This window comes from Anoxybacillus sp. P3H1B (genome assembly GCF_001560855.1).
Lineage (GTDB): Bacteria > Bacillota > Bacilli > Bacillales > Anoxybacillaceae > Anoxybacteroides > Anoxybacteroides rupiense.
The window spans coordinates 60,342-84,618 of the sequence record NZ_LPUG01000020.1; the positions used below are offsets into that span (position 1 = coordinate 60,342).

General features: G+C 40.5%; 24 protein-coding genes and 1 pseudogene. 12 read left to right on the forward strand and 13 right to left on the reverse strand.

Annotation, left to right across the window (positions count from 1 at the left end; all coding sequences use genetic code 11):
* Window positions 1-243 precede the first annotated feature (243 nt).
* The 5 genes from AT864_RS17685 to AT864_RS18390 all read right to left on the reverse strand — a co-directional run bounded on the left by AT864_RS17685 (window position 244) and on the right by AT864_RS18390 (window position 3,656).
* Window positions 244-696: a VanZ family protein gene (locus AT864_RS17685; protein WP_082063418.1), complete on the reverse strand. Its 453-nt coding sequence runs from the start codon at window positions 694-696 to the stop codon at window positions 244-246.
* On the reverse strand, window positions 665-1,057 hold the full coding sequence (locus AT864_RS12795; RefSeq protein WP_044741679.1) for a DCC1-like thiol-disulfide oxidoreductase family protein: 393 nt from the start codon (window positions 1,055-1,057) through the stop codon (window positions 665-667). Before AT864_RS12795 ends, AT864_RS17685 begins: the two co-directional genes overlap by 32 nt.
* Window positions 1,058-1,209: 152 nt before the next feature.
* Window positions 1,210-2,481: an MFS transporter gene (locus AT864_RS12800; protein WP_044741680.1), complete on the reverse strand. Its 1,272-nt coding sequence runs from the start codon at window positions 2,479-2,481 to the stop codon at window positions 1,210-1,212.
* Window positions 2,482-2,493: 12 nt separating this feature from the next.
* On the reverse strand, window positions 2,494-2,997 hold the full coding sequence (locus AT864_RS18385) for a SagB/ThcOx family dehydrogenase (RefSeq protein WP_052660899.1): 504 nt from the start codon (window positions 2,995-2,997) through the stop codon (window positions 2,494-2,496).
* A gap of 56 nt (window positions 2,998-3,053) precedes the next feature.
* Entirely contained in the window at window positions 3,054-3,656 is a 603-nt protein-coding gene (locus AT864_RS18390; protein ID WP_231734653.1) for a hypothetical protein, read from the reverse strand.
* A gap of 403 nt (window positions 3,657-4,059) precedes the next feature.
* Here AT864_RS18390 and AT864_RS12815 point away from each other — a divergent pair, with 403 nt between their 5' ends.
* Entirely contained in the window at window positions 4,060-4,536 is a 477-nt protein-coding gene (locus AT864_RS12815; RefSeq protein ID WP_044741682.1) for an N-acetyltransferase, read from the forward strand.
* Window positions 4,537-4,880: 344 nt separating this feature from the next.
* On the opposite strand, the pseudogene AT864_RS12820 reads toward AT864_RS12815, so the two are convergent.
* Window positions 4,881-5,501: pseudogene (locus AT864_RS12820) on the reverse strand (IS256 family transposase); the annotation flags it as partial.
* A gap of 515 nt (window positions 5,502-6,016) precedes the next feature.
* On the opposite strand from AT864_RS12820, the gene AT864_RS12825 reads away from it, so the two are divergent.
* The 5 genes from AT864_RS12825 (at window position 6,017) to AT864_RS12845 (ending at window position 10,644) form a co-directional block, all read left to right on the forward strand.
* Window positions 6,017-7,129, forward strand: coding sequence for an NAD(P)/FAD-dependent oxidoreductase (locus AT864_RS12825; protein ID WP_044742073.1), 1,113 nt, complete (start codon window positions 6,017-6,019; stop codon window positions 7,127-7,129).
* The gene (locus tag AT864_RS17695) at window positions 7,123-8,760 is read left to right on the forward strand and encodes a nucleoside recognition domain-containing protein (protein WP_197431021.1); all 1,638 of its coding nucleotides are present in this window, start codon (window positions 7,123-7,125) and stop codon (window positions 8,758-8,760) included. The genes AT864_RS12825 and AT864_RS17695 overlap by 7 nt, the downstream gene beginning before the upstream one ends.
* A gap of 268 nt (window positions 8,761-9,028) precedes the next feature.
* On the forward strand, window positions 9,029-9,508 hold the full coding sequence (locus AT864_RS12835; protein WP_044742075.1) for a DUF2975 domain-containing protein: 480 nt from the start codon (window positions 9,029-9,031) through the stop codon (window positions 9,506-9,508).
* 10 nt (window positions 9,509-9,518) lie between these two features.
* Window positions 9,519-9,740: a helix-turn-helix transcriptional regulator gene (locus AT864_RS12840; RefSeq protein WP_044742076.1), complete on the forward strand. Its 222-nt coding sequence runs from the start codon at window positions 9,519-9,521 to the stop codon at window positions 9,738-9,740.
* Window positions 9,741-9,873: 133 nt separating this feature from the next.
* A complete protein-coding gene (locus AT864_RS12845) occupies window positions 9,874-10,644 on the forward strand; it encodes a DUF817 domain-containing protein (RefSeq protein WP_044742119.1) in 771 nt (256 codons plus the stop codon).
* A gap of 560 nt (window positions 10,645-11,204) precedes the next feature.
* Here AT864_RS12845 and AT864_RS12850 read toward each other — a convergent pair.
* From AT864_RS12850 to AT864_RS12870, 5 genes are all read right to left on the reverse strand, one after another.
* Complete coding sequence (locus tag AT864_RS12850; RefSeq protein ID WP_066149406.1) at window positions 11,205-12,011, reverse strand: ABC transporter ATP-binding protein; 807 nt, start codon at window positions 12,009-12,011, stop codon at window positions 11,205-11,207.
* Window positions 12,012-13,016: a FecCD family ABC transporter permease gene (locus AT864_RS12855; RefSeq protein ID WP_369815561.1), complete on the reverse strand. Its 1,005-nt coding sequence runs from the start codon at window positions 13,014-13,016 to the stop codon at window positions 12,012-12,014. It abuts the gene before it with no gap.
* A 23-nt stretch (window positions 13,017-13,039) separates the two neighbouring features.
* A complete protein-coding gene (locus AT864_RS12860; RefSeq protein WP_066149410.1) occupies window positions 13,040-14,080 on the reverse strand; it encodes an iron ABC transporter permease in 1,041 nt (346 codons plus the stop codon).
* Window positions 14,073-15,086 (reverse strand): iron-siderophore ABC transporter substrate-binding protein, encoded by a 1,014-nt coding sequence (locus AT864_RS12865; protein WP_082741702.1) that lies wholly within the window; start codon window positions 15,084-15,086, stop codon window positions 14,073-14,075. The genes AT864_RS12860 and AT864_RS12865 overlap by 8 nt, the downstream gene beginning before the upstream one ends.
* 398 nt (window positions 15,087-15,484) lie before the next feature.
* On the reverse strand, window positions 15,485-16,681 hold the full coding sequence (locus tag AT864_RS12870; protein ID WP_066149416.1) for an iron-containing alcohol dehydrogenase: 1,197 nt from the start codon (window positions 16,679-16,681) through the stop codon (window positions 15,485-15,487).
* A gap of 208 nt (window positions 16,682-16,889) precedes the next feature.
* Here AT864_RS12870 and AT864_RS17970 point away from each other — a divergent pair, with 208 nt between their 5' ends.
* The 4 genes from AT864_RS17970 (at window position 16,890) to AT864_RS12885 (ending at window position 19,966) form a co-directional block, all read left to right on the forward strand.
* Complete coding sequence (locus tag AT864_RS17970) at window positions 16,890-17,072, forward strand: hypothetical protein (protein WP_156450540.1); 183 nt, start codon at window positions 16,890-16,892, stop codon at window positions 17,070-17,072.
* An 826-nt stretch (window positions 17,073-17,898) separates the two neighbouring features.
* The gene (locus AT864_RS12875; protein WP_231734654.1) at window positions 17,899-18,303 is read left to right on the forward strand and encodes a hypothetical protein; all 405 of its coding nucleotides are present in this window, start codon (window positions 17,899-17,901) and stop codon (window positions 18,301-18,303) included.
* A 310-nt stretch (window positions 18,304-18,613) separates the two neighbouring features.
* Window positions 18,614-19,543 carry a glutaminase A gene (gene glsA / locus AT864_RS12880; protein ID WP_044742120.1) on the forward strand — a complete coding sequence of 310 codons (930 nt, stop codon included), beginning with the start codon at window positions 18,614-18,616 and terminating at the stop codon, window positions 19,541-19,543.
* 12 nt (window positions 19,544-19,555) lie between these two features.
* Window positions 19,556-19,966 carry a cytosolic protein gene (locus AT864_RS12885; protein WP_066149419.1) on the forward strand — a complete coding sequence of 137 codons (411 nt, stop codon included), beginning with the start codon at window positions 19,556-19,558 and terminating at the stop codon, window positions 19,964-19,966.
* A 133-nt stretch (window positions 19,967-20,099) separates the two neighbouring features.
* Here AT864_RS12885 and AT864_RS12890 read toward each other — a convergent pair whose 3' ends face one another.
* Window positions 20,100-20,504 (reverse strand): (deoxy)nucleoside triphosphate pyrophosphohydrolase, encoded by a 405-nt coding sequence (locus AT864_RS12890; protein WP_066149422.1) that lies wholly within the window; start codon window positions 20,502-20,504, stop codon window positions 20,100-20,102.
* 369 nt (window positions 20,505-20,873) lie between these two features.
* Here AT864_RS12890 and AT864_RS12895 point away from each other — a divergent pair, with 369 nt between their 5' ends.
* Window positions 20,874-21,923 (forward strand): hypothetical protein, encoded by a 1,050-nt coding sequence (locus tag AT864_RS12895; RefSeq protein ID WP_044742084.1) that lies wholly within the window; start codon window positions 20,874-20,876, stop codon window positions 21,921-21,923.
* A 346-nt stretch (window positions 21,924-22,269) separates the two neighbouring features.
* On the opposite strand, the gene AT864_RS12900 is transcribed toward AT864_RS12895, so the two are convergent.
* Window positions 22,270-23,163, reverse strand: coding sequence for a LysR family transcriptional regulator (locus AT864_RS12900; protein WP_044742085.1), 894 nt, complete (start codon window positions 23,161-23,163; stop codon window positions 22,270-22,272).
* A 158-nt stretch (window positions 23,164-23,321) separates the two neighbouring features.
* Here AT864_RS12900 and hpaI point away from each other — a divergent pair, with 158 nt between their 5' ends.
* Window positions 23,322-24,251: a 2,4-dihydroxyhept-2-ene-1,7-dioic acid aldolase gene (gene hpaI, locus AT864_RS12905; protein ID WP_066149425.1), complete on the forward strand. Its 930-nt coding sequence runs from the start codon at window positions 23,322-23,324 to the stop codon at window positions 24,249-24,251.
* Window positions 24,252-24,277 lie beyond the last annotated feature (26 nt).

A 24,277-nucleotide genomic window follows, 5' to 3' on the forward strand; every position in this document is an offset into this window, starting at 1 on the left:
CGCGCCAATTTAACTTATGAAAGCTCGCTCATGGTCTTTTTAGGCCATGAGCAAGCTAAAAAACTCAATCAACTTATTGCTTTTATTTTCCATAATAAAAGTCGCTCCATTTATCCATGCTTAGAATGGCGATCAGCTAATATAAAATGATCACCATATCCCCAAAAAACAAAACAGAATGATTCCAGCTTTTGTTGCAACGCTCGGATAGGGTTCAAAATTTTGCATAGTAAATCGCTGAAGTTATAAATGATGTTTTTTTAAACGGATACTCGATTGTGAAAGGATCTCTTTAAGTGGTGAATAAAGTTGAACAGCAATCCGGTATCCGATAAAAAAGCCGATTCCATTTAGCATGACATCATCAATATCTACTTTTCTTCCAGTCCCTTGAAAAATGTTTTCAATTAATTGAATCAATTCGATTAAAATAGGAATGGAAATGGAGGAAATAAATGCTGTTGTCACGCTTTTAAGCCGATCCCAGAGGACTGTCAAGTAAAAGGACAATGGGAAAAGCAGCAAAGTGTTTCCCATAATGTTTGTAACTAAAGACATATAATAGCCGTGTTTGATAGCGAATATGGCCATATCGATTAACGAAGCGAAGGGAATTATATTAATATTATGAGCGATCGGTTGACTTGTATCTATTGCTTTCGGATCAATATAAATAGGGAAAAAGAGTAAGAACATAACGTACAGACAGTAGTTCACAAAAATATATTTGCCAATATGCTAAAAAAATTAAACTCCTTTTTTCTTCTGACCATAAATGCCTGAACGACCACAAATTCACAGGTAACCAAAATAAGATCATCAACGGAAGTCTTGCTGAAATAGAAGCGATTGCGTCAATACCTTTTGTGATTTTTCCTGTTTCTACGTTTATACAATACATTTCTTTTTCAAGGTCAGTGATAGGTATATTTAGATTATTTTCTTCTCTAATACTCTTTAGTTCAATAAGGTTAAACCAATCCAGCTTATGAATATTTTCTTTAACTCTCATACAGATTGGACACCAGCTATCATACAATACTAAGATTTTACTCACCTTATGCTACTCCTTTTTGTAAAATTTTCAAATCTTATGTTTATAATAAGGGGTGATATCAAAATCATCAAATTAATTAATTTTGAAAGGATTTGAATATTCAAATACACTTATCACGCTTTACGTCTCGTTATTTTTAGCATTTGTTATACCTATAATATTGTTGATTCACGAGAACGCGATTGTCCAATTATATTGGGTAATAACATACACTGTAGGAATACTCCAACAAAAGCAAGCACCACAAAAAACGACCAAGAAAGGGGAATATTTCTTGTTAATAAATATCCTACAATGAAGGGACCGATCGCGTTACTGATTCCATAGAGAAGCTGATAGCTCGAAATGCTTTTCCCTCTTTTCTCAGCCGGACCAATTTCCCCCACAATTGTTGCAGACGCTGGATAAAAAAGTTGTTCTCCACAACTAAAGAGAAGAATTCCGACGAAAAGAAGTGGAACAAAAAAGTTCAAGTGTGCAGATACTAAAAATGTACTTCCTAAGAAAATGATATAAGATAAGCCTAAAACAACCGAACCGACGATTATTTTTTGCAAATCGTTCAAGCGATGTGTAAAAAACAACAGCGGAACCTGAAGGACAATAACGGAAAGGCTATTTACTGTAAATAACACACCAGAAATCCAGCTAAGGTCTGGACTTATCTCCTTTATAAAAGCAGGCATTGCGAAACCTAAAGCGACGTACATAAAGGTCATCGGAGCAACTGCTACCAAAAAACGCATTAAGTTTGAGTCGTATGAAAAACGAATAGCCCAAACTTTTTTGGAAATCGGTTCTTTTTTTATAATTGATTGGTTGCGCAATGGAATTTTTGCAATCAACACGGCTGCAATAAGAAAACTGAATGCATCTATGAATATTAACGTCCCATAAGCAAACGATGTATTAAATATTGCTATGATACCTGTACCTATGAGCATTCCTAAAGAATTCCCCAAATTCCGTAAACTTCGAGAACTTCCAAACCACATCGTTCGATCCTCGCTGGGGACAAGTTGTGAGATGATCGTTTGGTTCACAACTGGCCATGCCCGCTGTCCCCAGGTAACAATAGTCGCTGCGATTGTCAATCCCCAAATATTATGGAATATCAAATATCCAAGAGTTCCGATTCCTCGTAACCAAAAACTTGCAAGAGCAGCAGGCTTTGCACCTAATCGATCCACTATCATACCGCAGACAGGTATGGCAAGTAATCCAGCCAATGCACTAATCGATAGCATTTGACCTACTTGCTCCAACGAAAGACCACTCGTCTTTAGAAAAAAAAGAACTAAAAATGGCATAGTTAACCCCGATCCGAACGAATCTAGAAACAATGCCCCTAGAAAGGGCGCACTCCAAGGTTGTGAATGAACTACTTTCTTTATTTTCGAATATTGAGAAACTAGGAACTTCATGCCATCTCCACCTTACCCTAGTATCTTTTGCTCAGCTGTAGAAGAAAGAGCTTTTGGCAGGACAATTTTAAAATCTGCCGGTACGTTTTCACTTAGCTCAATGCCGGCGCGAGCATATGGACCTATTTCATCTTTTTGTCCAGCTCCTGTTACATACATGGCCACTTCATGTACTCCGTCAATACCGAGTTTTGATTCTACTAAACTTTCCTTAAAAGCTGCCGTCATGAAAACACCTAAATTATGTGCTGTTCCCGCTAACAAAAAGTTTTGCGCGTAGTGAGCGGTTTCATAATGCATAAGTCGATAAATGCGTGCGCCTTTGTATTTCCATTTAATTCGATCTATAACACTTGTATAAAAAACTGTAACTGCGGCATTCAGGAAATAATCTTGCCCATATAGGACATCGTATAGAAATGGCTTCACGTCTTCTTCTGTCTCAATAAGATGTAAAGCGTGGTGTTTTTGACAGTAATGGTACACACCGCTTCGTAAACCTTCACATGCATTCACAATCGGATATAACTCTATTGAATGTCGTCCACCCGGAGAGGGAGAGGGCTTTTTGACTACGATTCCATAGGAGTGTGTGTCATTTGTGAAAAGAATCCCTCAGTGTAAAATAGAACATCGGCTAAGTTTTGTAGTGAAATTGGTTCTTCAGAAAAACGTCGACAGGATCTACGTTTCATAAAAGAATTGACCAAAGTTTGATCTAAAAGTTTACTAGGAGTCGGTAGTTTGATGCTAGATGTTGCGCAGTTGCACTTGAAATATTGTGGTGCAGGAGATGATTTTTTTCTGAATTCTTCAACATTTTTCAATCTACCTTCTTCAGTGGTTTCAAATTTTGTATCTTTTGTTTGTAGATGAAGGAACCAAGATGATTCATCCCAATCTTGCCATTCCGCTACGATTTGCTCAATGGTCAAATTGTAATCTGTTTCCTTTTCGATGAGAATTCCATTTTTGACCAAGTGCTCGACAATACTTGTTACCATTGATTCTGAAAAAATCGGTTGTAAGCTTGTGTCTTCACTCGAAAACATGGAGATAATCTCGCATACCTTCCAATCAACTTTAAAAGTGCGTTTTACAGAAGGTAGATGCAAGTGCGGTTGTCCATCAGGATAAGTAATGACTAAATCAGGTGCTAAATAATAACGGTTCAATCGTGACATTTTCTCAAACCATTTCCCAACAGAATAAAAGTAAGAACCACCTGATTGAGTTTCAGATGGTTCCGCTCATGCCAATTCTTAGTCGGCCGGGTGCATAATAGGTATCAGTGCTTCCTGTTCTTCAAAAATAAATGTTTCTTCTTTTACTGTATTATTTTTTACTGAATTATCTTTTAATTCATCATCCAATTTTTCCACTTACTTACATTGCTTAAGTTTATATTAAATTTGATTGGCAATTTATTCAAGTTAGAAATTTGAAAATTATTATAAATATGATAATATTAAGTTAATGTTAGTAATAATTTTCCACTAAATTGCTGTGTAAATCTGCATTTGAAGCCGACACCATAGTCTATTTTGGCCGGTAGGAATTAATCTAGGAGGAATATCCATGATAACTTTGGTTCGAATGAACGAAGAACAATATAAAAGGTTCTTCGAAGAGACAGTCAGAGAGTATGCCGAAGAAAATGTAAAGGAAGGCAGATGGACACCATCAGAATCGATTGGACGAGCGATCAAAGAAACAAATGAACTATTATCTAAAGGGATTCATACGAATGGTCATTTTTTGTGTTCATTGCATCACGAAGTAGTAGGCGCAATAGGCACGATTTGGTATGAAGTCAAAGAAAATAATGGCGAGAAATCAGCTTTTATATACAGCATTAAGATATACGAAGAATTTCAAGGCAAAGGATATGGAAAGCAGTCACTTATTGCATTTGAAACTGACCTTGCCTCGATGAATGTAAGTTCAATCGGGTTACATGTTTTCGGGCACAACAAACGTGCATATCAGTTATATACCAAGATGGGGTATATTCCAACAAGCATTAAAATGAAAAAATATCTCAGAAGCAAATGAAAACTAACTCGTATCTCGATTTTACTAGACTTTAGCACTTGAGAAAGGCTTTCTTTTTATGGGTTCAGGAATTATTAATAATATGCTAAATTTGGTATAATTTAGTTATAATACTAGGTAACGTCAAGAATTTTGTGTAATGCAACATAGATAGGGTATCTCTGAAATGGATTTGGAATGGATAGGGGATTAGTTTCCTCTATAAAAATGACAGAATATTCAGTTTTTTTGTGCAGAAAGGGAGAATCCCCTTATTTTATTGGTTTGGCATTTACGGTATTTGGTTAATTGTAACGTTCTTCAAACATTCGTTGAAGCGCCTCCTGTGCTTCAGCAAATCCTCGTCACTTTCGCCCTGCCCATTTCTCATTAAAATCTTGGATGGTCAAATACACGACTTTTTCAGCGGCTTCTAAGCTACTCAAACTGTTCATCGGCTTGAGACGTTTCCGAATCTCTTTGATCGTTCGTTCAATGGCATGGGTCGTGTAAATCACACTTCGAATACGGCTTGGATACTCCATAAATGTAAGGAGGACATCCCACTCATTATCCCAAGATTGAACTTCTCTCGGATACTTGCTGGACCATTTCGACTCAAACTGTTGAAACATCTGTAACGCCATCTCCTTATTCGTTGCGCAATAAATCAGCTTGAGACCCTCTGCCACTTCAAATTGGTCTTTTTTCCGAACACGATGTAAGGTATTACGTACTTTGTGAACGACACAACGCTGCACATCGGCTTTCGGATAAACCGTCTTAAAGGCTTCCTCTAAACCCGGTAGTCCATCGAATACGCCTAGAAGGACTTCCTTGACGCCTCTGTTGTATAGTTGTTGAAGAATCTCCTGCCATACATGGGCGCTTTCCTGTCCTCCCACAAAGAAATCAAGAATTTCACGAAACCCTTCTTCGTTTACACCTAACACGACATAAATGACCTCTTTTTCTACCGTATCTCGACTGTTTAGTGCAAAATAAAAGTAGCCGCTTAAAACAGTTACAGGTATTTTTTGATTCATTAGTCATTTTCCTCCCCGTTATTAAAAATTCTTTTTTAAATTCTCCGTCCTGATTTTGATAACACTCTTAAAAGATAAGAAAATAAAACGAAAATAGTAATCATTACGATTTAAATAATATTTAAACATACTTCGCTTGTAAATGCAAAGACAAACTGGGGAGTATATATATTGAAGTCTGGAATGGGAAAAGATGAATGCTGGACGGGGAAGGAAGCTTTTAGAAAGAACTTCATAAAAAGGGCTGTTTGGATGATTCGTCTATCATCGCTAAAAGAATCGCACAAGGAGGGGGGGACTATACAGACGAATCCTTATTGAACGTTTGTGAAAAAATATGAAATTAATACCGACAATGTTTTGATGTATTCCATTCTATAGAATTCACAAATTCCTTTTTGTGTGGTATAGTTTATAAAACGTAATGATTACTATTATCGAGAGGTGAAGAGGAAATGAACCCTTTTATTCTAATCATAGGGGCGGGACCTGCTGGGATTGGAATGGGGATATTATTCAAGCAATTAGGAATTAAGAATTTCGGGATTTTAGAGCGTGATCGCATTGGTTCGTCATTTATGCAATGGCCGAAAGAAATGCGCTTTATTACTCCGTCATTTACAGGACAAGGATTTGGCGCATTAGATTTAAATGCTGTTTCCCCGACAACATCGCCTGCATTCACACTGCGAAAAGAGCGGCTAAGCGGCGAAGATTATGCACTATATCTTGATTTATTGGCTGAACATTATGATTTGCCGATTCGAGAAGAAGTAAATGTGACTAGCGTTGAGAAAAGGGGAGACCGCTTTGTTTTAAAAACAAATGAAGGCGATTATGAAGCAGATGCTGTCATTTGGGCGACGGGGGAATTTCAGTTTCCAAATGTACGTCCATTCCCGGGGGCGGAACATGCGTTACATAACCGATATATTGATAGTTGGAGAAAGCTTGAAAAAGGTCACTATGTGGTCATTGGCGGTTATGAAAGCGGGATGGATGCAGCTGTGAATTTAGTGGCTTATGGCAATGAGGTGACTGTGATCTCAGCTCAAGAGCGAAATGGAAAAAAAGAAGCGGACCCGAGTTTGTCGCTGGCCCCATATACATGGGAGCGCTTGCGAATAGCCGAGCGCACCAAGCGGCTAACCGTTATCGAAAAGACAAAAGTGGAAAAGATTTATAAGGATAACAACGGTTATACGCTATTTCTTTCGAATGGCAAGCAAATGCTGACTCAACCCCAACCGATTCTAGCCACAGGATTTCGTTCAGGTGCGGAACAAATTCGTTCATTGTTTGAATGGGGGGAAAATGGAAAAGCGAAACTGACGGTTCATGATGAATCGACCATTACGCCGAATTTATTTTTAATTGGGCCAAGTGTTGCTCACGATCAGGCGATTTTCTGCTTTATTTATAAATTTCGGCAGCGTTTTGCTGTTGTGGCCAAACAATTGGTTGACCGTTTCAGACTGTCTCATGATGAAGAAATATTCACTCACTACGCCAACAATCAAATGTATTTAACGGACTTATCTTGTTGTGAGGTGAAATGCGAGTGCTAGCCGAACAAGCGAAACGAAAACGGCTTTTGCTCATCGGGCTTGAATCCGTTGGAAAGACAACGTTATTTTCAAGATGGACGCAGTTTGGCATTGGTGAAGAAACCAATGTGAAGGGAACGACGTATACGATTCGTTCCCATCCCCTTCGTTGCTTGGATGGATGGGAGATTGTCGATACACCGGGATTGCGCAGAGGAGATGAGCTTGGCAAGCGGCAACTGGAAAAAGAAGTGGAAAAAGCCCATCATGTGATGCTTATTATACGGGGCACCCATTTTCAAGAGGAATTAGAAGAACTATTGTCCATTGTTTCTATCGATCAAATGGACGTCTCCATTGCCGTTACATTTGTAGATAAAATGAATGAACAAGCGAAAGCAGTATTAGAAAACGCCCAAAAGCAATACAAATTCCCGATCTTTTTGACAAAAGGAAGGAAGGAGACTGATGGTACGCTTCCGCCGTTTATGCAAGGAAGAAAATGGACAGAAGAGGATATGAAGCTATTACAGGCGCTTCGTTTGCCTAAACAAGAGCCTGTTTCGCTTTTATTTGAACGCCCCGTCGTAGGGCCTCTCGCTTCAGTAGCAGCGATTTTGATGATGTTTCTCTTTCCGGTTTATATCGCCTATAAAATCGCAGAGTGGGGACAGCCGTATTTAGAAGCGGCGTTAGCTGGAGTTATTCAGGCTCTTGAAGGGAAAGGGAGACTGGTTGAAGCGTTACTTGTTGGAGATTATGGATTGCTTACGTTGGGAGCGTATTCCTTTTTATGGGCGTTTCCCGTTGTGTTTTTGTTAAGTGTTATGATGGCGATCACGGACGAAACAGGGATTAAAGATCGGATCATGGATGCCCTTGATCCATATTTGCGAAAAATCGGATTAAATGGCCAAGATCTTATACCAGTATTAACTGGATTTGGATGCAATGTGGTGGCCGTTCAACAGAGCAGATTATGCAGTGCGTGCACACGAAAATCGTGTGTTTCTCTTATTTCGTTTGGTTCGGCTTGCAGTTATCAAATTGGTGCAACGATTTCCATTTTTCATAGCGCACAAAAGCCGTCTTTATTTTTGCCGTATTTATTTACTGTTTTTCTTGTTGGAGCACTTCATACGAGAATATGGCATCGGCGGGCATTCGCGCATATAGGGATGATCCGCCCGCATCGGACATTTATTCAGCTGCCAGCATGGTCAGGAGTATTATACCGGGTTCGTGCAACGGTCTCACAATTTCTAACACAGGCGATGCCAATCTTTTTTACGATTTGCCTAATTGCTGGATTGATGGACGTGTTCGGATGGATGAAAAAAGCGGTTGGAGTGTTTGCGCCGCTTGTTCAATGGCTGAATTTGCCGCATGAAGCCGCTGTTGGCCTTGTTTTTTCGATGATTCGTAAAGATGGCATTTTATTGTTTAATGAAGGGAACCAGCTGCTGTTAACGGAGATGTCGACATTTCAATTATTTCTTAGCGTTTATCTTGCTTCTACTTTAAGTGCGTGCGCGGTTACTTTATGGACGGTTGCAAAGGAATTAGGGGTGAAAGAGGCCCTGTTATTATCCGGGAAGCAGATGGTCACATCTCTTACGTCCGCCCTGCTGCTTTCGCTGTTGTTCCAATAAAATACTGGATGCCATTCCAAGAAGCAAATCATAAAAGATCTAAGGAAGTCCAAAGATTAATAAGCAAAAAGCGCAGAGAAGCTGGAGGCTTGGATATAAAAGTGACAGAGCATTTCTCTATAATGAGAAATGCTTTTTTGTGTCTGTTTTGAACAAAGAAGTATATTTTTTTGCAGCAAAAAAATAATAATAAACGATAATAATTTATTGAAAAACGATAAAAAATCTATTAAAATTAAATCGACAATAAATAAGCGAGGTGCTTTTTATGAAACCAGAAACTCTCTTTTTAAAGATTGTTGTTATTCTTATAGGGATTCCAGTTCTTGCTTTGTGCATCTTTTTGGTACCTGTGCTAGGGAATGTTGCAGCAAAATTGCTTCCGGAATTTGCTTCTATTAAATATCTCGTTTTCATTGTTTTTTATGCATCCGCGGTACCGTTTTACTTTGCTTTGTATCAGGCTTTTAATCTTTTACGCTACATTGACAAAAATGAAGCTTTTTCCGAGTTATCTGTCATCGCTTTGAAAAAAATCAAATACTGTGCCATCACCATCAGCAGTTTGCATGTGCTCGTCTTACCGCTTTTCTATCTCTTTGCGGAGAAAGATGACGCTCCAGGTGTCATCTTGATCGGATTGGTGGTTCCTTTTGCATCAATGGTGATTGCCGTTTTTGCTGCCGTTCTGCAAAAACTTTTAAAAACAGCTATCGATATCAAATCAGAAAATGATTTAACGATCTGAGGTGGACAATATGCCAATTATAATCAATCTTGATGTTATGCTGGCGAAAAGAAAAATGAGCGTTACAGAACTTTCGGAGAAAGTTGGGATCACAATGGCGAATCTCTCCATATTGAAAAACGGAAAGGCAAAAGCGATTCGTTTCTCCACTTTAGAGGCGATTTGCAAGGCATTAGAATGTCAGCCAGGAGATATTTTAGAATACCGAAGTGATGAAGAGAGTCAAGATTAGGCTCATAGAACTATGTAACGTGAAGTGGAAAGGAAGAGGAGCATTTCGATGATTCAAATTCATCAAAAAGGAGTCGCTCATGAATTTAACCATTCAAAAGGATACCCAGAAAAAAATGATAAAGGCACAAATTATGAGAGCATGCAAACAACTCGTGCGTTTCGGTTGGGAGCAGGCCCTATCATGTTTGTTTCCCGTTGTGATTTTTGCCTCTTTGGCCTTTACAAAAATCGTGCCGCTTCCCTTTCTGCCGCGATATGACTGGCTGCTCATTATTTGCCTTCTGATGCAGTGGTGGATGGTGCGTTCTAGGCTTGAAACAATGGATGAACTAAAGGTGATCACATTGTTCCACCTTATCGGCCTTGCTCTTGAACTTTTCAAGGTGCATATGGGTTCATGGTCTTATCCAGGGGAAGGATATTCTAAATTTTTCGGAGTGCCTTTATATAGCGGATTTATGTACGCAAGTGTAGCGAGCTATCTTTGTCAGGCGTGGAGGAGGCTGAAGGTGGAGCTCGTTAAATGGCCGCCGTTTTTCGTCGTTGTGCCTCTTGCTGCCGCGATTTATTTGAATTTTTTCACCCATCATTATTGGATGGACGTTCGTTGGTGGCTGTCAGGACTTGTCATGATCGTTTTTTGGCCATCATGGGTCACGTACGAGGTTGGCGGCACTCGTTACCGCATGCCGATCGTCCTTTCCTTTGTGCTTATCGGATTTTTTATATGGATCGCTGAAAATATCGCAACGTTTTTTGGAGCTTGGCAATATCCAAATCAGGCCGAGGCATGGAGTCTTGTTCATCTTGGAAAGGTGAGTTCTTGGTTCTTACTAGTGATTGTGAGCTTTTTGATCGTAGCGACGTTAAAGCAAGTGAAGGAAAATCTTCCATCAGAATAGAGGCTTGTCCTCGCGAAACTTGAAATTATATGTGATCGAAACGAATCCTTTCCTTTTCCAACGATCAAAGTTCATTCTTATGACATTTAGAGGTAACTTGAGAGATTAGCATTTACGCTAAAATATGAATTTTAGCTGTCTCATACCGATTGCTTCTATTCACTAGTTTATTTGTGCAGAGTGGTGGAGAAATTTTGCTATTTAAACATGCCGTTGTGTCAAGGGGAACGATTGACGAGAAAATGATGAAGCTTCATCCAGAGAGCATAGAAAATCCAAAGAGACGAGAATGGCAGGATTAATTCGATAGATGATGCATAGCGGAAATCCTTACCGTAATTTTTCTAGTCAACTATTATGATACTAGGGTTTTTGCTTTTTTATATTGATGGAAATTAGATAAGCAATTCCAAGTTATGATGTTGACAATCTGTTTGTTTCATGTAGTGATTGCTGTTAATGGAATTTCTTCTGCTCATATTCTGTTAAGAGGAGGCAGACTTCTCGATAGAATGTATTAGACAATAGTAGGCGTTCCCCTTAAGACAGGGGAACGCCTACTAATGGACATGAACATGATGTCGACCTTTCGGCACCACCATTGGTGAGCCTGAAAGAGGGTCTTCAATTACTGTACAATCGAGGCCGAAGATTTCTTTGATCAATGTGCTCGTAAGCACTTTAGGTGGCTCCCCTTCGGCCACAAGCCTGCCCTTGTGGAGCGCAAAAATATGATCGGCATAGCGTGCAGATAAATTGATGTCGTGAAGGACCATGACAATCGTTGTTCCATGTTTTCGGTTTAAGTCAGTAAGCAAGTCGAGAATTTCGATTTGATAGGTAATATCTAGGAATGTTGTTGGTTCGTCGAGAAGCAAAATGTCCGGTTGTTGTGCAAGAGCCATAGCAATCCAGACGCGCTGTCTTTGACCGCCTGAAAGTTCATCAATAGGATGATTGGCGAACTCGATAATATTCATAAATTCCATGGCTTCTGCAACAGCTTCATAATCTTTTTTAGTCCATCCGCTAAGCCAAGATTGATGTGGAAATCTTCCACGCCCCACCAGATCTGCAACCGTAATTCCCTCTGGGATGACAGGAGATTGCGGCAGCAATCCTAAAATTCGAGCCAATTGTTTTGGTGGAAATTGACTGATCGGTTTTCCGTCGAGGATGATCTGTCCAGATGTAGGCTTGATCAGTCTGGCCATCGTTTTTAGAAGAGTCGATTTCCCACAGCCATTTGCTCCGATCATCACACTTATTTTGCCACTAGGAACAACAAGACTAACATCTTGAATAACGGTTTTATGATCGTACCCTGCCACGACTTGCTCGACTTTGAAAAGATGCACTGGTTTCATTTATAAACTTCCCTTTCGATTCATTCGGATCAGCAAGAAAATCAAATATGGCGCTCCGACTATGCCAGTGATGACGCCGACAGGAAAACGGGTTTCAAAAGCAAACTGTCCAATCAGATCTCCTCCGAGAACAAGATTCACACCAACAAGCCCCGCAGGAAGGGCATTGGAAAAACCAGATCCAACCAATCTTTTGGCAATTGGTCCCGAAAGAAATGCGACAAAGGCGATGGGTCCGGTGACAGACGTAGCCACAGCAAGCATACAGACTGAACTTAGAATAAGTATGACTCTGACTGTATTCGTACGTACGCCGAGAGATGTCGCCGCTTGTTCGCCAAGCTCCAGCAAACTGAGCTGTTTTCCCAATACGATAATGATAGGAGTGCAGATCAAAACCGTTATCATCAGTGGCGGAAGCTCATGCATCTGGGAGCCATTGAGGCTCCCGCTCAGCCATCTGAGTGCTGCGGGAATGTCTTGTTGTGCGCCAATGAGAAGCAGATAGGATATGGCGGCGTCAAGCATCGCTTGTATGCCGATTCCAACCAAGATTAATCGCCCAATTGAAAAGGGCTTTCTGCTAGATAAGAGATAAATTATCATGACGGTGGCAAGACCAGCCATCACCGAAGCTAAAGAAACGACCGATTCACTAGTTTGAAGCACGATGATACAGAAAACGGCCGCCGCGCTTGAGCCGGTAGTAATTCCAATGACATTCGGGTTGGCAAGAGGATTGCGCAACATTGTTTGGAAGATACTGCCGGCAAGACCGAAAGCAAATCCGGCAAAAAGTCCTGCCACCATTCTCGGTAAGCGGATCGTATTCACCGCAAATGACGCACCTGGAATCTGCTCGCCTGAAAGCGCCCGGATGACTTCTGTAACCGGATAAATCGTGTTCCCAAGCAACAGCATCGCGCAACAAAGTATACACGCCAATAACGCAAGCAATCCAGTAACAAGTATCCATCGGCGACGTCTTTGGCGTCTGCCTGCCATAATCAATTCAACAGATGATTTGATCATAATGAACTCACTTTCGATTTTATAGCTAATAGAATGAGTAACGGCGCTCCGATAAATGCAGTAACAACACCAACCTCAAGTTCACCAGGGCTGCCGATGAGCCTGCCACATACATCTGATATCGTCAAGATAATGGCGCCTGCTATAGCAGACATCGGTATGACAAAGCGCAAGTCAGGGCCAAGTAGAAGTCGCATAACATGAGTGGATAAGAGCCCGACGAAGGCGATAGGGCCGGCCAGCGCCGTAGTTGCCCCGCACAATATCACACTTGCGAGAGCGGCAACTAGTCTCAAGATTTCTGTTCGAACCCCCAGTCTGGTAGCAACGTCATCTCCAAGTACGAGAGCGTTAAGGGCCGGAGCCGTTATCATAGCGATCAATATCCCGACGATAAGAAAAGGGATAAAGATGGCGATAGCGCTCCAAGTCCCTGATCCAACACTTCCGACCTGCCAAAACCTAAATTGGTCCATGGCATAAGAGCGCGGAAGTATGATCATGACGACGAGGGAAGAGAGAGCCGCGCTTGTAGCGGCTCCCGCCAAGATCAACTTGAGGGGAGTAGCCCCTCCTTGTCCCATGGAACCAATACCGAATACGAGACTTGCTGTTATCACCGCTCCAGCTAAAGCTAGCCAAATATATTGGTTGGCTGCATTGATATGCAAAAACGCGATCCCACAAACAACAAACAAAGCGGCGCCCGTGTTCACACCCAAAATGCTCGGGTCCGCAATGGGATTTCGCGTGACAGATTGCATAAGCGCTCCGGAAACCCCAAGCGCTGCCCCGCAAAACAAACCGAAAATCGTTCGCGAAATTCGCTTGCGAACCACGTTGGCTCCATAAGAATCAACATCAGGGTGAAACAAACCGTCTACTAATTCTTGAAGGCTCACTAATCGGGAACCCAAGGCCAGGGAAGCAAGGATACACACGCCGAGCAAGAGAATACAAATCACCAAAATCATTGTAAAGTTTTTCGGCGTATGTAAACGGATTCGTTTGTCATGAGTAGCAAAAAAACTATTCATTTACTTTGCTAGCGGCTCCTCCAATTAATTCTAAATAATCATCAATCGTATATTCTATGGAAAGCGGAGTCGGAGTGGCAGCTGCAACCAAAGGTGTACTGCTGTTGATGAACGCGACAGAACCTCTCTGGATCGCTGGAATTTTGCCAAGCACAGGATCCGCTTTGAGGGCATTATATAATTCTTCGTTGCCATATCCGACGATGATATCCACGTCGTTAAGAGCCTCGGCGTTCTCGGCACTTAAATCCAAGTAAAAACTTTTAGGATCTTTAATAAGTTTCTTTACACTTTCAGGGTATTCCAATCCAAACTCATGTAGAAAGGCCACGCGGGTGTCTACCGGCGTATAGATATGGAGTTTCGACAAATCATCAGCCGAAAAATTAGCCCATACAAATTTCTTGCCTTTAATTTGCGGATAGTTGCTTAATTTTTCTTGGATCAATTTTTCCATATCCTTGACCAGTTTCTCGCCTTCTGTTTTCATGCCCATTCCTGCTGCATTCATGAGAATTTGGTCACGCCATGGAGTGGCCCATGGTGCTTCCGGATAAGCAACGACCGGAGCAATCTGGCTGAGCATATCGTAGTCTTCCTTTGTTATACCGGAGTAAGCAGCCAGAATGACATCGGGTTTTGCGTCGGAAATCGCTTCAAAATCCAATCCGTCTGTATCGTGGAACACATTTGGTTTCGTTTCACCGAGTTCTTTGAGCTTTTTCGCAGTCCAAGGTAGAAGACCGCTATCATCTTGGACGCCAAAGTTTGCCGCCGAGAATCCTACAGGAATCACACCAAGAGCGAGTGGAATATCTTGATTCCCCCATTGGATCGTAACGACTCGTTTCGGTTTGCTTTTTATCACCGTTGTACCAAAAGCATGTTTGATCTCGATCGGATATTTTGTGTCATCACCAGTGGCTGTTTTAGTATTTGTCGATTTCTCTTCATTTGATTTGGAGGTAGAAGGAGAACTGCTCGAACAACCAACTAATGCGATCATGAGCGCTGTCAAAATAACAAGTAGTTTAAATGAGAAGTTTTGTTTTGCAATCAATTTATAGCCCCCTTTTTATATTTAATCATAGATTTATGATAGGCAAATCCTATTAAATAGAAAGAAAAAACCTTGACAAATGATTTGTTTCCACACATTTGCTACTAGCAGGCGTTTTGCCTATCATTTTTCACAACGGCCAATCTGTGTCTACCTCCTATCTTGATCACAATCTATGAGATGGACAGCAAGAAAATAAATGCTTTTTGTCCACCAACATATGATAATGATTCCCAATCTCATTCTATGTTTTCAGAAATCAGTTGTCAATAATGAATGAGCGCCATCTTATATTTTTAACACTCCTCTGAAAAAAGCCCCCCTCTTAACGGAGGGGAGGAGGTTCATAGTGAAGAATTTTCCGTAGAAAAATCGTAATTGTAACAAACTTTGTAAAGCTCTTTTATTTCTTCTTTTGATGGCACTCTAGGGTTGTTTTGTGGACTTCCGCTGGCAAGCGCATCAGTCGCCATTTTTTCGATAGCGTTTTCAAAATCATGTTGATCAATGCCCCAATTTTTTAAATTAGGAATATTTAAATCTAGGCAAAGCTTTTTTACAGAACGAACGGCGATTTTTGCTGCTTCATCGTTGGAAAGGGTTTTTGCTGTTGGATCAAAATATGTTCCTAATACAGCTAAGCGATCGGTACAAGTTTCGTAACTAAACTCTAAAACGGCCGGTAGTAGCATCGCATTTGAAATTCCATGCGGGACGTGGAACAGCGCACCAATTGGCCTTGACATACCGTGCACTAGACAAACAGAAGAATTGGTAAAGGCCATACCTGCCTGTAATGCTCCCAGCGCCATTCCTTCTCTTGCTTCAATATTGTTTCCGTCCTCATATGCCTCTTTTAAGTGTTTCACGATTAATTCCATTGCGGAAAGTGCTAGAACGTCTGTCATTGGATGAGAACGTTTAGAAATGTAAGCTTCAACAGCATGACTTAAAGCATCAATTCCAGTGGCCGCCGTGACAGCTTTAGGAGAAGATAAAGTGAAGAGTGGGTCGACAATGGCGACGTCAGGCATGAAGGCAGGTTGTTTGATCATCATTTTTACATCATTAGCAGTATTGGTTATGACTGTTACATCCGTAGCTTCCGATCCGGTTCCGGCTGTTGTTGGAATGGCAATGTGCGGGATGGATGGATTTCCTGCGACTTTTTTTCTTCCTATATAATCGCCAATATAACCACCATTTGTTGCAACCACAGCAACGGCTTTGGCTGTATCAATACAACTTCCTCCACCTAGCGAAATCACTAAATCGCACTTTTCTTCTTGAAGAAGATGTAATGCTTCTTCCACGTAACCATCATTTGGTTCTGAATCCACACCTGAATAGACAACGCTTACAATTTCTTCTTTTAAAAGCTCATGTTGAAGTTTTTCAATATTCCCTAAGCTCTCCATAATTTTGTCGCTTATTACTAAAGCTTTTCTGCCTCTTAATGCTGCTTCTTTGCCTACTGTTTGAAAGGCATTGCATCCATAGGATATGGTTTGGGGTGTTTGAAACAAGGCATAATCTCTCATTTGGTACACTCCTTTCTTTTTTCGCCATATAAATACGCAAGACGTATGCCAATTATTAAATGCAATTACCATAAGATCCTTTAGTGCGCGATATATAGACAGACAAGTGTTTCAGATCATAACGATCTATATAAATACAGATGAATGTTCCAAAAAAAGCCCACTGCTTTCCTCATTTTTTAGCCGAAAGTTCAGGGTGGATGGAGAAGTGTTAATGACGTGTCTCGGTTATTCCAAAATGTTCCAAGTGCTGAACAACGAGCTGCTTCTAAACAAGTTCATTTGTCTAGAAGTCGGCTGGTTCGGTCGCCCGGCTGTCAAAGCGTTGATCTATTTTGCTAGAGTAAAAAGTTTATGGAGTGGAATCTTGAAAGAAGCAGGAGAATGGTAATATTTGTGCAAATAGAATTAAGGTGTTTATTTAAAAATGATTTAAAACTTTAATTTTCCCTTTGTTTGAAAAATGAGGATAATAACAATAAACCAATGCCAATCATTAAATACCATCCCTTGACGTCATATGAAATCATAAGGATTAGTTCCTAAATATTTGCTGGACCTGAATTAGGACTGTTGTTAAACGGATATTTCAATATAAAAGGTAATATACCTAAAAGCGTTAAAATAACTCCTAAAATCATGAACAAAACAGAGAAAACTTTCATAAACAATCCTCTTTTCATTTGTGTTATTTTATCGTAATTCAGAGAATGAAAATCATTTTATGGCGTATTTTACTTGCTGAGCCTCTCCCACCTGCATTTCGTTAAGAGGCGGGAGATTTCTTGAAAAAATAACAAACTTTGCGACAACCGTCTTGATTTATAAGCAACAATGCCAGTAAAGTCTGGACCTTCTGACCCGCTTTATATTAAGAAAAATAATAAGGGTGGGAAAAATTTCTGTTTCATATCGTTTCCCTCTCATTCGTCATATAAGAATTTTTGCAACAGAACTTATACATGCAGAAGCCCCTTGCCAAACACGTTATCATCTTCCCGTGATTGCTTTTTTGTGTCCAAACATTTCACATCAACTATCGTTGTTGCTGTTATAAGAAATAAGCCTTCAGAAGTAGGGAGAATGAAAAACGCGGCCCATATTGTATTGCCATTATTTTTCCCCCGTTATAATGATGAATAGTGCGAAGATAGAGAAGGTTTTTGATCGGTGTAAAAAACGCGTAACATACAAGCGATAAAGAGGGGGACGGAATATTGAAGAAAATAGGACCTAATGGCATGAAATGGCTGAAAATCATCCATGTTTTTTTAGTGGTTTTGTTTTTTGGCGGCATTTTGAGCTCGGTAGCATTGAATTTCTGGATTGATTTTACAAAATATGATGAAGCCTACCACGGTTATAAAAACATGGTGACGATAAGTGATCATGTAGTCAGATGGGGAGCGGTTGGAACTTTGTTTAGTAGGCTTTATTTACGGATTTTTCACCCATTGGGGATTTTTTTAGCATTGCTGGGTCGGCGTCAAATTTGGTCTTTATATGATCCAAACCGTTGTTGGCATTTTTGTCGTCGACCGTTTGATGATTGCCAATATGGAATTATTGGAAACGCAAAAGGAACTAGCTTTAAGCAATCCGGCTTTTCTTCAAAATCATGAAATAAGGCAATACGCGGTATATTTTCAAGTGGCCGTCACCGTTTTTATTTTTATTATTTCATATTTAAAACCTTGGAGAAAGAAAAAACTTCAACCGAAATAAACAAATTAGTAACTGTGAGTGTGCCAACATAAAAAGCGCGGTTCAATGGTCATTCATTCGGCACTTTTTTGTTAATGATTATTTTGCGCCTTAGAAATTGAAAAATCAAACAGAAATCCTTAGAGCGAATCATTAGAGAAAAAGATCAATGAGCGATAAACAAAGGGTCATATATGCTGAAAAAATGGACGATACTAACAAACGGTGATGCTTGTGTATAAAAAAGAAGAGCTTGTCCGTTTTGTCGAAGAAGCGAAGCCGTACGCCCGCGATGGAAAGGTGGCCGATTATATCCCCGCGCTGGGAAAAGCGAATCCGAATGAATTGTCGATCGCCATCTATATGCCGGATGGTCAGGTGATCGATGCTGGCGATGTAACAGTCAAAGTGACATTGCAAAGCATTTCGAAAATTATTGCGCTTGCGCTTGTCTTGATTGACTGCGGCGAAGAGAAAGTATTCCGCAAAGTCGGCATGGAGCCGACGGGAGACCCGTTTCACTCAATCGCCAAGCTTGAAGACATGCAGCCAGCCAAACCGCTTAATCCGATGATTAACGCTGGAGCGCTGGCGGTGACGCATATGATCCGCGGCGGTTCGGTCGAGGAACGGCTTGTCCGGCTGTTGGCATTCGTCCGCCGCCTCGCCGGCAATGAAAGCATTTCCTACTCGAAAGAAGTGGCTCAATCTGAGTTTGCGACCGCCTTTTTAAATCGTTCGCTTTGCTATTTCCTGAAGCAGCATGGTATTATCGATGAAGATGTTGAAGAACTAATGGATTTGTATACGAAGCAGTGTGCCATTGAGATGACGTGCATCGATTTGGCGCATATCGGCCTTGTATTGGCGCTTGATGGGCGAGACCCGCAATCGGGTGAACCGCTCATGCCGCCCGATGTCGCCCGTATCTGCAAAACGTTTATGGTGACGTGCGGTATGTACAACGCTTCAGGGGAGTTCGCGATTAAAATTGGCATTCCCGCGAAAAGCGGTGTTTCAGGCGGTATTCTCGCGGCTGTTCCTAAACGGTGTGGAATCGGCATTTTCGGTCCGGCGCTCGATGATAAGGGAAATAGCTTAACGGGAATGAAATTGCTTGAGCTGCTGTCAAAAACATATTCACTAAGTATTTTCTAGGAGGAGACAAACATGAAAACATTTATGGTGCAGTTTCACCGCGAAGATGATATGGAAACGATGAAAGTCGGCAAATTGAACGAAGGCGAGTTCAATGAGGTAACTGAAGGCGGGACGCGCCATTTGTTCGACTTGGATACGAACATCGGCTACTTTGTCTTTTTTGATGCCGAAGACACAAAAGGAAATGTATCCTATTTGATGCTTCAATATGAAGAAGACCAAGAAGAAGCGAGCGCATGCTATAGCTTTGAGATGAAAGATTTTTATGAATTTATGGCCCTATACTTAAGTGATCTTGAATTCGCCGATGAGGAAGAGATGGCCGGAGAAGGCGATAAAGAGGAAGCATACGGTCCGATTCACCATTTGGTCCATTTGCTCTACCATATTGTGGAGGAAGGAAAGACGGTGGAAGTGTAAGGGATGAAAGAAGCTGTTTTCAAAGGCCAGTAACATGATTTTTGAAAACAGCTTTCTTCGCTTAGCCCGGATGGAAGAGAAATCTTCTATGCGGGCTTTTTGGCGCTTAGAGGCCGTGTATGACCGTTTTTTACTAAGCATTGAGAACATTCGTTAGTAGCGCTTTTACTGTAGGAACATCAGCAGGTGCCCATTCAAGGGATGTTAGATCTTGAAGCGGCACCCATTTTAATTCTGCATGCTCTTTCGCCTTTGGCTCCCCTTCCGCAATTTTTGCTTTATACGTAAGCAAATGGACGATCACATCTGGATATTCATAATGCACTTCTTCCATTTTTTCATCTACTTTAATTGTGCAGCCTAATTCTTCGAAAATTTCTCTTGATAATGTTTCTTCTGGCTTCTCTCCTTCTTCCATCTTGCCGCCAGGGAATTCCCATACATTCGGTAATGTCATTTGAGGAGAACGAAGAGCACACAAAATACGATTTTGCTCATCTTCAATAACGGCGCCGATGACACGAACGGTCTTTTTCATGATGTTATTCTCCTTTTTGTTCGCATTTTTACTTTATTTTATCACAAAATATTCGATGCAAAGCTTAGTTGTTTTTTTGATTTCTGGAAAAACGCTGAAGAATCTTTGAGTGATAAATTTTGGTATGATATAAGAGCGGGACAATCTATTTGTCTGGATACTAGTCCAATGTGTGTCGCATAGATTCGTTTTCATGCAAAGAAATTATGGTGTTTTGGTAAAAAAACTAAAACCAATTGACATTGCTTGTGTCTAGCTCAATCATTCCATATTTTTAGTAAAATAATGGATTATCCACACTTTTGATCTTATCCTAATGTTTAGTTGGTCTTGTTTCAGATGAACACTGATTTACAAGGAGACTTGTATATGAGGAAATTTGTCATTTTTGCGTATTTTATTTGTTGCTGTTTTATTTTCGGATGTGAAAAATCGAAAGAAATAAACCACGCAAGATATCCAACTTTTGTCGCACTTGCCGATGGAGATAGTAAGTTGATTTTTCTTGATAAGAAGATGAATATAGTGAAAGAAATTAATAATAAAAACAAATTTCAAAGTTTTTCTATAGACGGAAATCGTGTTTATGCTTTAGAGGATGGTACGTATACGGGAACTAAACCCTCGATGCTCATCATGAATCTTTCGAATGGTTATATTGAAAGAAAAATAAAACTGCCACATATACCAGCGGCCTTTGTGGTCGTGAAGCAAAAAGCTTATATTGCTTCATCTGAAATATTTAGAGAGGGAATGCCTTTTTTTATTGTTAATTTGTCTAATGGGAAAATAGAAAAATTGATGTTTACCAAAGGAATGGTTAATACAATTAAACATTATAAAGATGAAATTTTCATTTCTATAAATTCTGGGGGGAGCATGAGCCAGCACAGTAATGTATATAGAATACAAACTAATGATGCATCCCTTTCATTTCATCCTGTTATTCAAGATCATCTTGAATTACCTCCAAGTGATTTTGTAATTGAAGATAACAAAATGTACTGTGTTTTTACAGGTTTTTCTTACGGACCACGGCCTGAGTGGGTGAAAGATCCTGAAAAATATACAAATAGGTTTATGGTTATCGATTTGAATAATGGGAAAATCATTTATGAGAAGAAATTGTCTAAGCCTTTCCCGCAAAAAATAATTAGCGTGGGGAATAAATTCTATATTAATAATTATACGGATATGGACATGAAAGGAAAATTTTTAACAATAATTAATAAAAAAGATTTTGGTGAATCATTTTTACCTATAAAGAATCCAGCCTATTTTGACTACAACAAACAATTAAAAGGATTTTTAGTGTCTAATCCTCAAAACGGAACATTACAATTTATGAAAAATGGTAAAATAGTTAAGAAACTTAAAGTTGGTGAAAATAGTAGCATAGTTAAGTCTGTGCAAAAATAAAACTTTGGCTATCTGTTTGAATGAAGCTAAAATCAGCCAGTATAAAAAAAGAACTTTTTTCCTCGAATAAAAGCTGTTCCCATAAAAAGTTGATGACTCTTTATTTGGAGTTCAGGGGTTATCTAATAGGGAAAAAGGTCAACTTCAGTCATTTGAAGAATTGAACGAACGATGCCCGTAAAAACACGGCTGAAAGGCAAGTGCACACACTTGCCTTTTCGTCATGTGAATGCGTGATGAAGGTCATGAACCCCCCCGCTTTGGTTCTGTGAAGCGGGGGTGTTCGTCCTCTATTAAACAAAAAAGCCATCACTTTTCAGCGCATATTACAACTGCTGCCTCCAAGTTACTCAAAGACTGGTGCCATATATTCATACTCAAAGGTTTGGAGGAATTGGCGAGCTGCTTTTGACAGACGGCGGTTTTTAAGCCAAATCACGGCAGATTCTGATTCAATCTTGCAATCTTCAATTTCACTAATTTTTAAATCGGTTAAAGGGAAGGAGCATAATGTCGACTTCGGAAGCAGCGCCACTCCTACTCCTGCTCTTGCAAGAGAGAGGAGCATGGCGGCATCAGGGCCTTGACAAACAACATTCGGTTCAAATCCATGCTTTCGACATGTATCGATCACGAGCTCATAAAGGCCGACACCGCTAACTCGGTGTAATAGGATTAATGGAATATGCTTGAGTTCCTGGATTCGCATCTTTGGGCTGACAGGCCAGTGTTTCGATGAGATCACGACAAAATGATCCGCGGGCAACATAAGCAGCGAAAAGTCATGCAGGTCTAAAGGGAGGCGGACGATGGCAAGTTCGATTTCGCGGTTTCGTAAATTCTGCGCCAGACGGAATGAATCTCCCTCATATAACCGAAAACGAACCTTTGGATATTGTTCACGAAACTGCCGAATGCGTTCCGGTATGTAAGCAAAGCATGTTTTGACGGATCCGATCGATAAGATTCCCTTAATGCCTTGCCCCACTTCTTTTACTTCTGTAATGGTATCATCAAGTTGATGCAGCAGCTCTTTTGCTCGTCTATACAAAATTTCCCCGGCTTCTGTCAGCTCCATATTTTTTCCGTTCCTTTCCATTAAAAGAACGCCTAGCTCATCTTCGAGAGATTTCAATTGGTAGCTTAGCGGAGGCTGGGCCATATGGAGCTTTTTGGCTGCTCGAGTAATCTGTCCTTCCTCCGCAATGGTTGAAAAATAACGAAGCTGCTTAATATCCATTACAGTCTCCATCCTTTCCATTAAGTATATTTTTTTTGTATAGAGCATTAATTTTTTTAGTATTTTTCATATAGATTAACACATGATACATTTGATTTGTAAGATATTTCAGATAAAATGAAATTTTCTAACTAAAAGAAACGAGGGAGAGCGAGAAGATGGGAAATTTGGAAGCGGTTAAGAAAAAATTGCGAGGTTCCATTGCTCCGATTATAACCCCGTTTAACGAGGATGGTTCGATTGATTTTGAAACGCTGGAGCAATTGATCAACTGGCATATTGAGAGCGGTAGCCATGCGATTTCTGTAACGGGAACAACGGGGGAGCCGAGTTCATTGACGCTTGAAGAGCGCGTACAAGTGATGAAAGCAGCGGTTAAAGCGGTGAACGGTCGCGTTCCTTTCGTACCGGGTACAGGTTCGACTAATCATGCTGAAACGCTTTATTTAACAAAGATAGCACAAGAAATTGGCGCCGATGCGGCATTAGTAATTGTTCCATATTATAATAAACCATCTCAGCATGCCCTTTATAAACACTTTAAAGCGGTAGCTGATTCCGTGGATATTCCGATTATTGTCTACAATATTCCAGGAAGAACAGCGGTCAATCTTGAAGTGAAAACACTTGCGAAATTGCGGGAAGATTGTCCAAACATTATCGGGGTGAAGGAGTCCAACAAGGATTTTGAACATGTAAACCGAGTGTTGCTGGAATGCGGAAGAGATTTTCTCCTTTATTCAGGCATTGAACTGTTATGCTATCCAATGTTGGCGATTGGCGGGGCGGGATATATAAGCGCTACAGCTAATGTCGAGCCGAAGAAGGTAGCCGAAATGTACAATGCTTGGAATGCAGGCAACGTCCAACGCGCATTGGAGCTTCATTATGAGTTAATGCCATTAAATGATGTGCTCTTTAAAGACACGAATCCCGCTCCTGTAAAGGCGGCATTAGGCATGATGGGGAAAATTAAACCGGTTCTTCGTCTGCCAATGGACTTACCGACACAGGCTTTGCAAGATGAAATCCGCAAAGTTCTCAAGAGATACGTAGATTTGCCGGAGGAAGTTTCATCGAACTCATGAGACGGTCCTTTTCCATAACATCATAA